Raw genomic sequence first — 9,449 nt, forward strand, 5'->3', positions numbered from 1 at the left:
TCCTTTAGAGCGTCGTCAATACCCATGCGCTGCATAATTCGCTGCAGGCGCTCAACTGACTCCTCGTTGTTCAAATCGGTCATGGCAACGTGACGCCGGACTTCTCTACCTCCGACGATAAAACAATTATCCTCACGTTCGACCGTAAATCGCGGCTGCGCAACGTGCGTGACATTATATTGCGGTTCAACGGCAGGCTGCGCTTCCAGGGGAAGTTCCTCCAGCAAATCGGCTACTCTGTAAATCAGGGCGTCAAGGCCGCTCCCGGTAACAGCCGAGATTGGGAAAATATCATACTGGTCTTGATAAATATCTTTAATTCTGGAGAGGTTTTCCGCCGCTCCGCTTAAATCCATCTTGTTCGCGGCGACGACTTGCGGCTTTTTACCGATGGCGGGATTGTACAAAGTCAGTTCCCGGTTGGTCACCCGCAGGTCATCCACCGGGTCACGTCCTTCGCTGCCCGCGGTGTCAAGAACATGCACCAGCAGGCGGGTGCGCTCCACATGCCGCAAAAAATCGTGGCCCAGACCGGTACCCGCATGGGCGCCTTCAATTAAACCCGGTATGTCGGCCACTACGAAACTGCGTCCGTCTTCCAGACGCACCATGCCAAGATTCGGCGTTATCGTCGTAAATGGATAATCGGCAATTTTGGGCTTGGCCGCGGACACCCGGGATATTACAGTTGATTTGCCCGCGTTGGGGAATCCCACCAGGCCGACATCAGCCAGCAGTTTGAGCTCCAGTTCAAGCCAGCGCTCTTCTCCGGGTTCACCCTTTTCAGCCAATTTGGGCGCTTTGTTATGGGGGTTGGCAAAATGCACGTTTCCCCTGCCGCCCCGCCCGCCCCGGGCCGCCACTACCTCCTGGCCGTTACCAGTCAGATCAGCGATTAGTTCACCGGTTTCCGCGTCTCTGATCACTGTCCCCACCGGCACACGAATAGTCAGGTCATCACCTGATCCGCCATGCTTGTTTTTGCCCTCACCATGACGGCCGCGCCCGGACTTGTAATGACGCTTATAACGAAAGTCAACCAGTGTGCGCAGCCCCTCGTCGGCGCGCATAACAACATCCCCGCCCCGTCCGCCGTCGCCGCCCCAGGGGCCGCCTTCCGGAACGTATTTTTCCCTGCGCATGGCGACACAGCCATTTCCGCCGTCGCCGCCCTTGACAAAAATTTTTGCTTTATCGTAAAACATCTTAGATTCACCTGACCGGTAGTTTAACCATTAATTGCGTCTTTACGGGGAAAAATCAAAAAAATTTCTATGCCGCTGTTGGCAATCGCCATGTTGACCCGGCCGCCGTGCGGGCTCAGGAGTTCTCCAACACTGGCGAGCCTGTTTTCAAACCGGCGCAAATCTGTCTGAGGAGGTTCCGGGAATAGCAGCCGGCAATCATATTTTTTATCATTCTCATTCAAAATAATCTCAAGGCGTTTCCCGGTGACTTCCGGCGAAAAAATTGTTTCAAGCGTGCAATCCACCAACTGCTCGATAGCCTGTCCAATCACCTGACCCGGCACTCCGCAGCCGGTTAAATCCGAGTTAACAGTTAACTCGACTTCCACTTGATATTTCGCCGCTTCATTCAAGCAGTAAAGCAAAGCTAAAGAAACCTCCGGTATTTTAACCCTGCTAGTTTTGCTCGCATGGGCAATCTCCAAACCAACTTGGCTAATATACTCCCGCGCCCTGTCAACTTTGTTTAACTGCAGCAAACCGGAAATAACTTGCAGGTGGTTCAAAAAATCATGCCTTTGCACCTGAATAATTTCTAAGTAGTTCAATAAATTCAAACACATCCCTCCTTCTGCATCTGCTGCAGCCCGTAATAATTAATAAGCGGTCCCCTCCGGGACCGCTGCACTTCTTATCCAACCACTACTGCCTCTGGCGGGTTCACACTGACGATCTTTTTGTCCCTGCCCTTCCGCTCAAAGCTGACTATACCGTCAACCGTGGCAAACAGGGTATCGTCCCCACCCTTGCCAACATTGCGACCCGGGTGGATCTTGGTGCCGCGCTGGCGGACCAGAATATTTCCTGCTAAAACGAACTGGCCGTCAGCCCTCTTCACACCGAGCATTTTCGGTTGAGAATCGCGGCCGTTGCGTGAACTTCCCACACCTTTCTTGTGTGCCAAAACAATCACCTCCAGTACCTAATTTCCGTTAGACTATTTTAAACTAAGCCTCAATTTTTTCCACGGTAACCTGGGTAAACGCCTGCCTGTGCCCCTGCTTGCGGCGGTAATTTTTCTTAGCCTTGTACTTATAAACGATTATTTTCTTGCCCCTGCCGTGCCTGACCACCTTAAAAAACACTTTGGCGTCCTGCACAAACGGCGCGCCCACTACTAATTCGCCGTCCTTAACCACTGCCAATACTTTGCTGATTTCCACCGTTTCACCGGCAACGGCAGGCAACCTCTCAATATAGAGAGTTTCGCCTTCTTGAACGCGGTACTGCTTGCCGCCTGTTTCAATGATTGCATACAATACTATCACCCCGTAATATCAGGACTCGCCGGAATCAGGTAGGAGAGTTCCTCCGTTCTTAAACAAACGCGACCTATTCCGAGCGGTATAAGCGCAGGTAAAAACACCTACGATATAAGATTTTAACACATCAAGCAAATTTGTCAAGACCGCCGCACTTTATTCACCAATAACTTTTATAACCAGTCTCTTGTTTCGCCGGCCGTCGAATTCAGCATAGAAAACTTGCTGCCAGGGGCCAAGGTCCAATTTGCCGTTAGTCACGGGCAAGGTTACCTGACAGCCCACCAGCAGATTTTTAAGATGGCTGTCCCCGTTGGTTTCCCCGGTGCGGTGGTGGCGGTAATCTTCTCTAAAAGGAGCCAGTTTTTCCAGCCATTCGTCAATATCCGACAATATGCCGGGCTCGTCGTCGTTAACCCACACCCCGGCTGTGATATGCATGGCTGAAACTAAAACCAGGCCTTCTTTGACGCCGCTTTTTTTCACCACATCTTCCACCGGACCGGTAATATTTATGTATTCGCGGTGTTTTCGGGTATTAAAGGTAAGATATTCTGTACTTGATTTCATTTACGAACCTCCTCTACGGCAAAATGATTGCTCCCCGGGCCGGTTAAATTCTGACCGGGCGGGCCTTGGCATAAGTACGGAAAACCTTGCCCACTTCCACCGGGATAGTTTCGCCCACCATCACTCCGGCCCCTTCGATGTTCAGGATAAATCCGTTGACGCGGGCAATACCGTCATTCAAATTGGAAACGTGAGGTTCTTCAACCCTGACTTCCAGAACTTCTCCCGTCTTGACTGGAAGAGAATGCTCCTGAATATCATCGTTGTCGTTGATTGGCTTAATGGTGATCGATTCGATATGGTGCATGGCGGAACCGCGGATGTATAGACTCTTGTTTGTCTTGCCTTCCAAATCCCGCAGACTGACTCCCCCGCTGCCAATCAATCTTGCCGCGACAAGGGGGTTCGCTTCCACCAGGATGGTGTCTGCCGAAGTTTGACGGGCCACATGATAAATCTGGCTCTTAAAGTTGATACCCAGGGTTTCCTCCGAGAGCACCTTCCCCCTGCCGTCACAATAAGGGCAGGGCTTTTGCAGCACTTCCGACAGGCTGGGGCGGACTTTTTTGCGAGTCATCTCGACCAGGCCAAGTTGAGTAATCCCCAAAATATTTGTTTTGGTCTTGTCTTTCTTGATTTCTTCTTCCAATACATGCAGCACTTCTTGACGGTGCTCTTCTTTAATCATGTCAATAAAGTCAACTATTATTATCCCGCCGATGTTTCGCAAGCGAAGCTGTCTGGCGATTTCCCTGGCCGCCTCCAGGTTGGTTCTGAGTACGGTATCTTCCAGGTTGGTGGTGCCGACATACTTGCCTGTGTTCACATCCACGGCGGTCAATGCCTCTGCCTGGTCGATAACCAGGTACCCGCCGCATTTTAGCCAGACTTTTCGCTTTAGCGCCTTCTCTATCTCCTGTTCAATTCCATATTCGGTAAATATATTTTCCCGCTCTTCCAAGAAAACCTTCATTTTTAAATGGGGTCCGGTAATGTCCAGCAGGTCGAGAACCTTTTCATACTCGTAACGGGAATCCAGCGTCAGACGGTCGACATCCTCTGTAAAAACATCTCTTAATATACGCTGGACCAGCACCAAATCACGGTGCACCAGATTGGGCACCGGCCCGTGGGCCGCCCTGCTGAGAATTTTCCGCCACAGTTTGGTTAACATATTGATATCCTGGCGGAACTCTTCTTCCTCCACTCCTTCCGCCACCGTCCGGACAATTACCCCCATTCCCGCCGGCTTAACCTTCGAGGCTAGATCTTTCAAACGATCCCGTTCTTTTTCCGAATCAATCCGGCGGGAAATGCCGATGTAATCCACCGTAGGCATTAATACCAGAAAACGGCCGGGCAGGGTGATGTGTGTGGTAACCCGCGGCCCTTTGGTACCAATCGGCTCCTTGACAATCTGCACAACCATTTCCTGGCCTTGTTTTAAAATGTCACAAATGTTCAATCCCAAAGCCGAACCCGTCTGGCCGGATCCTTCCGCAGACCTGGCCGGCAGCGCGTCTTCAATATATAAAAAAGCGTTCTTCTCCAGGCCGATATTGACAAAGGCCGCCTGCATCCCCGGCAGCACATTCTCCACCCGCCCCTTGAAAATATTGCCTACAAGGCGCTGGTTGACCGACCGCTCAATATATATTTCCACAGGTACTTTGTCTTCTAAAACAGCAACCCTGTTTTCTTCTTCCCCAACGTTGACCACTATTTCTTTAAACATAACCTATCCTCTCTTTATTTACACCATTAGCTTATTAATAATCTTGCCATAATGCTTTTTTCTCTTCCCCAAATCTTGTAAACACACCGGTCCTGCTTAATACAAATCCGCTTTTTAAAGGCAAGTCCACGGTTTCCATTAAGGCTTCCAACACTTCCTCAAACCGGACATTGCCGTTGCTTCCTGCTTTCAATTCCGCTTCCAAGATAATTATATCATTTTCAGACTTGCCTGACAGCGTAAAAATCCCCGGGCGGATATTCTGTTTCTTCTTTCCTCCTGTTTTGAGCTTTCGCTCCGCCCATATCTCCGGCCGGGCCATGAAAGAAGAAATGACGCTGTCCAGTTCCTTGCGGCCAAAGGGCCGGCTCAAATTCGCCAAAGCGCGGTAGGTGGCGCAGTCAACAGCCGCCATTAAAGAGGTAGACTGGTCCGGAATTGAACGGACTTCAAGCAGCCGGAGCCCCTCTGGCAGAACGCCGGAAAGGGCCCGGAACACTTCCCCCGCCGGCAAGTCAGCGGTTAGTTCAATGTCGGCGTATTCCGCCTCCCCTGCCGTGCCGACACCCAGCGGAGCGGCAAAGGAAATTTTCGGGTGAGGATTAAAACCCTGACTGAAGGCCAGGGGCAGCCCGGCCCGGCGGCCGGCCCGCTCAAAGGACCGCAGCAAATCAAGATGGGAGATATACCTGGCCGGCCCTTTCTTACTGTACTGCATCCGGTAACTGGGCGTCACCCTCACCCCCCGCGTAATCCGGTTCAACTTCCAGGCCGGGGCACAAGCCGCAGCCGGAACAAGCGCCTGTCCGGCAGTCGTCCGTGGTTTCACCGGCCAGAGCCCGCTGATGTTCCAGCATCAGATATTGTTTTGACAAACCGGCCCCGATATGCTCCCAGGGCAGTACACTGTTATATTCATAACGCCGGTAAGCGTACCAGCCGGGTTCGAGCCCCGCCTGCCGGAAGGCTTCCAGCCACTTTTCAAAATAAAAATTTTCCGACCAGCCGTCAAATTTACAGCCCAAATGAAAAGCGTTTTCCAGCACCGCGCCCAGCCGCCGGTCACCCCTGGCGAATACCGCTTCCATAAAGCTCACGGCAGTATCGTGATAGTTGAAGACCAGCCCCCGCTCGCGCAGCCCGGCGGCCAGGTAAGCTTGTCTTTCTTTAAGGACTGCCAGCGGAAGCTGCGGCTCCCATTGAAAGGGAGTATGCGCTTTGGGCACGAAGGAAGAAACGCTGACAGTCACCCGCAACCGGCCGCGGCGCGCGCCGGCTTTTCTGCCCCCGGCCAGCACCTCCCGGGCCAGGCGGATGATCCCGTCCAGGTCCTCGTTTGTTTCTGTGGGCAGGCCGATCATAAAATAGAGTTTGACCGCCTGCCAGCCTTCCCGGAACGCCACTTCAGTGGCGGCCATCAGATCTTCCTCAGTAACCCCTTTGTTAATCACATCACGCAGACGCTGGGTGCCGGCTTCCGGCGCCAAGGTGATGCTGGACCGCCGTACTTTCTGAACCTCTTTCGCCAGTTCCATGGAAAAATTATCAACCCTCAGCGAGGGAAGGGAAACGCCCACACCGCGGCCGGCATGCTCTTTAATAAGCGCGGCAATCACGCTGCGCACCGGGGTATAATCACTGGTGCTGAGGGATGTCAGAGAAATCTCGTCATAACCGGTTTGCCGGACGAGTTCAGCGGCCTGCCGCAGCACCGTAGCCGGCTTTTTCTCCCGCACCGGCCGGTAAATCATGCCGGCCTGACAGAAACGGCACCCCCTGGTGCAGCCCCGCAGCACCTCGATCATGATCCGGTCATGCACTATCTGGGTGGAAGGCACCACCGGCCGGGTCGGAAAAGAAACCTTGTCCAGGTCCCGGACCACCCTTTTTTCAACAACTTCCGGCACTCCTTCCAGCACCGGTTCCACTTTGCTGATTTCGCCGTCTGCCCGGTACTCAACCCGGTATAACGAAGGCACGTAAACTCCCGGCACCCGCGCGGCCTCCGTCAAAAAATCCTTTCTGGCCAGGTTCCGGCTTTTTGCTTCCCGGTAAGAATCCAAAAAATCTTCAATCGCTTCTTCGCCTTCCCCAATAACAAACAGGTCGATAAAATCAGCCAGCGGCTCAGGGTTAAAAGCGCAAGGGCCGCCGGCGATAACCAGCGGGTGTTTCTCACCGCGCAAGTTGGATCTTAAAGGAATGCCGGCCAGATCAAGCATATTCAAAACATTGGAATAACACATTTCATATTGCAGAGTAAAGGCAATAACGTCAAAATCACGGACCGGCCGGTAAGATTCCAGGGCAAAAAGGGGCAGGCCGTGCTCCCGCATTTTTTCTTCCATATCAGGCCACGGCGCGAATACTCTTTCCATCAGGGCGTCAGACCGGCTGTTAACAACATGATAAAGAATCTGCAAGCCCAGGTGGGACATGCCCACCTCGTAAACATCAGGAAAGGCGAATGCCACCTTTATGTCAGCTTTAGCCCAGTCCTTCCGGACGATATTCCACTCACCCCCGGTATAGCGGGCGGGCTTTTGCACCAGCGGCAGAATTTGCTCGAGTAAATCCATATGATATTGTGTCCCCCATTAATACTTCCGGCGGCAAGCGCAACTGCAAACATCCGGCAAAACCTTTACCACTAGTATAACCAAAAGCCGCCGGGCAAATATTCTCTTGGAGTATTATTCTACAATCAATATGGAAACCCTTTCTATAAATAATCACCCCACATGTGCTCCTGATGATTAAAAACGTGCAGAGATGACTTCAAACATGTGGATCTAACAACTTGCCGACAGGAAGATCCACCCCCTTCGCCAGCAATGCGTCAATTATCTGAACCTCACTGACCACACCTTTATATTGCCAGTCGTGGCCAAGCAGCAGCACCAGGTGGAACCGCTGCGGCAGGAACGCCTGGATCAAATGTCCCAACCGTACCGTATCAAGAGCAACGAGCGGTTCCCCGGGCAGCACGCCTGCCGCCGCCAGCTCATTTTTTTTCTGAACGAGGTGCCGGATAAAATGGTAAGGCGCCAGGCTCTTTTCCCGTGTGGCGGCATAAAGAAGAAACAGTCCCGTGATAATGATATCCAGACCCGACACACGCATTACCAGACCAATTAATCCACCGGCTGTAATCACAACACCCCAGAACTGCCCCCACCAGGCTGCCAGGTAAGTAGCCTTCCTCAAACCGGTCCTTCTGGCCAGGTAGGCGCGGAAAACCCTGCCGCCGTCCAGGGGCAGGGCCGGAAGCAGGTTGAAAGCGGCCACCATCAGATTGCAATGAAGAAAAAACAGCCCCAGGTCTTTATCCCACAGGCTGTGATTATTTAACACCATCCCCAGGCCAGTCAAAAAAAGATTGGCGGCCGGTCCGGCAACAGCGACACATACTTCTTTGGCGGGGTCAAAAACGATATCACCGCCCATGCGGCTGACACCGCCAAACCTGCACACCCAGACGGCGGGCGGCGACTACATGCGCCAACTCATGGAAAAACACCACGGCAAAAGCAATCAGCCCCTTTCCGAGCACACCGGCCACAAAAAACAGCCCGAGCAGGGCCAGAAAATAATTGTTCAAATGAATTTCCACCCCGGAAATACGGCCAATCTTCAAAAGCGACACCACCCTGTTCATTAGTCAGGAGTCAGAATTCAGAGTCAGAAGTCAGTATTTTTAAAGACATAAACCATGCTCTCTTTTTCGCTCCTGTCCTCTGACTCCTGACTCCTTGCACTCTTTAGAAAACTAAGCTTTACTCTTAATTCAAAGGTTGCAACCTGGTCAGAGGATCTATCAACTTGTTGTTTTCCCGCATTTCAAAGTGCAGGCCCCCGCCGGGGATGTCGCCTTCCGTTCCTATTTCTCCAACAGTCTGGCCGGCCTGCACCTGCTGTCCTTCGTTAACAGCAACCCTGGCAAGCTCACCGTAAAGGGTAAAACTGCCCTGGTCATGCTCCAGCAATACATACTTTCCTACCGCCGCGCTGTCACCTGTGCGTTTCACCTTGCCGTCCTGCACCGCTCTAACCGCGCTGCCGACGGGCGCGGCAATATCAATCCCGCAATGGAAACGCTCCATACCGTCAATCGGGTCAACATTCATACCATACCCCCGGACCACCTTGCCGGAAACCGGCACCGGCAACATCACACTGACTTCATCCTGTTGAGGTTTTGTGGCAACAGGCTGGACGGCGCCCCAAAAAGGCCAGTCCGTGTTTGCAACCTGTAAACCGTACTGAACTACTTTTTCCAGCGCAGGCTGATAGTTCCACTCAGAAGTCAGCACATTTCTCAAAGTTTCTTTCACTTCTATGCCCCAGGGGCTGTGGGTCTCCTTGACGGCCCAAAATACCATGAAGACCAGGAGAGCGACAGCGGCCCGGTAAAGATTATACCTGCTGCCCCCACCGCGTCCCGGCTTCCTCCAGTGAGGCTGCTGGTAACTTGAAATCCAGTCGTCGTCTTTTTTCAATAATCCACCCGTCTTGAAATCAATCCCTTTCAAAAGTGCCACCCCCCTGACTTATCGTAAGCTTGTCTGTAAAGCATATTTTCCTTTATCAGGAAATATGACTGGTCAAAAAAAATCCCGTACCACTTTGATAGTG

The 9,449-nt window shown here is 52.4% G+C and carries 11 protein-coding genes; all 11 read right to left on the reverse strand.

The genetic code is table 11. From position 1 onward, the window contains the following. The coding region (gene obgE / locus A4E54_RS05315) for a GTPase ObgE (protein ID WP_286724855.1) at positions 1 to 1,205 on the reverse strand (1,205 nt) is incomplete at its 3' end. A gap of 23 nt (positions 1,206 to 1,228) precedes the next feature. Further along, positions 1,229 to 1,804: a Spo0B domain-containing protein gene (locus A4E54_RS05320; protein WP_240082251.1), complete on the reverse strand. Its 576-nt coding sequence runs from the start codon at positions 1,802 to 1,804 to the stop codon at positions 1,229 to 1,231. A gap of 74 nt (positions 1,805 to 1,878) precedes the next feature. Continuing rightward, a complete protein-coding gene (rpmA, locus tag A4E54_RS05325) occupies positions 1,879 to 2,151 on the reverse strand; it encodes a 50S ribosomal protein L27 (protein WP_282442280.1) in 273 nt (90 codons plus the stop codon). Between the two features lie 43 nt (positions 2,152 to 2,194). Beyond that, positions 2,195 to 2,506 (reverse strand): 50S ribosomal protein L21, encoded by a 312-nt coding sequence (gene rplU / locus A4E54_RS05330; RefSeq protein WP_240082250.1) that lies wholly within the window; start codon positions 2,504 to 2,506, stop codon positions 2,195 to 2,197. A gap of 159 nt (positions 2,507 to 2,665) precedes the next feature. Continuing rightward, positions 2,666 to 3,079 carry a secondary thiamine-phosphate synthase enzyme YjbQ gene (locus tag A4E54_RS05335; RefSeq protein WP_240082249.1) on the reverse strand — a complete coding sequence of 138 codons (414 nt, stop codon included), beginning with the start codon at positions 3,077 to 3,079 and terminating at the stop codon, positions 2,666 to 2,668. Between the two features lie 43 nt (positions 3,080 to 3,122). Next, positions 3,123 to 4,814 (reverse strand): Rne/Rng family ribonuclease, encoded by a 1,692-nt coding sequence (locus tag A4E54_RS05340; protein WP_240082248.1) that lies wholly within the window; start codon positions 4,812 to 4,814, stop codon positions 3,123 to 3,125. A gap of 34 nt (positions 4,815 to 4,848) precedes the next feature. Continuing rightward, positions 4,849 to 5,550, reverse strand: a complete 702-nt coding sequence (locus A4E54_RS05345) for a TIGR03936 family radical SAM-associated protein (protein ID WP_240082247.1) — start codon at positions 5,548 to 5,550, stop codon at positions 4,849 to 4,851. Continuing rightward, positions 5,519 to 7,393, reverse strand: a complete 1,875-nt coding sequence (locus A4E54_RS05350; protein WP_240082246.1) for a TIGR03960 family B12-binding radical SAM protein — start codon at positions 7,391 to 7,393, stop codon at positions 5,519 to 5,521. Before A4E54_RS05350 ends, A4E54_RS05345 begins: the two co-directional genes overlap by 32 nt. A 199-nt stretch (positions 7,394 to 7,592) precedes the next feature. Beyond that, a complete protein-coding gene (locus A4E54_RS05355; RefSeq protein ID WP_353681812.1) occupies positions 7,593 to 8,261 on the reverse strand; it encodes a site-2 protease family protein in 669 nt (222 codons plus the stop codon). Continuing rightward, positions 8,251 to 8,451: a zinc metalloprotease gene (locus A4E54_RS15735; RefSeq protein WP_353681813.1), complete on the reverse strand. Its 201-nt coding sequence runs from the start codon at positions 8,449 to 8,451 to the stop codon at positions 8,251 to 8,253. Before A4E54_RS15735 ends, A4E54_RS05355 begins: the two co-directional genes overlap by 11 nt. A gap of 145 nt (positions 8,452 to 8,596) precedes the next feature. Beyond that, a complete protein-coding gene (locus tag A4E54_RS05360; protein WP_240082244.1) occupies positions 8,597 to 9,346 on the reverse strand; it encodes a M23 family metallopeptidase in 750 nt (249 codons plus the stop codon). Positions 9,347 to 9,449 lie beyond the last annotated feature (103 nt).

The sequence above is a fragment of the Pelotomaculum sp. PtaB.Bin117 genome (genome assembly GCF_002067195.1).
GTDB lineage: Bacteria > Bacillota > Desulfotomaculia > Desulfotomaculales > Pelotomaculaceae > Pelotomaculum_D > Pelotomaculum_D terephthalicicum.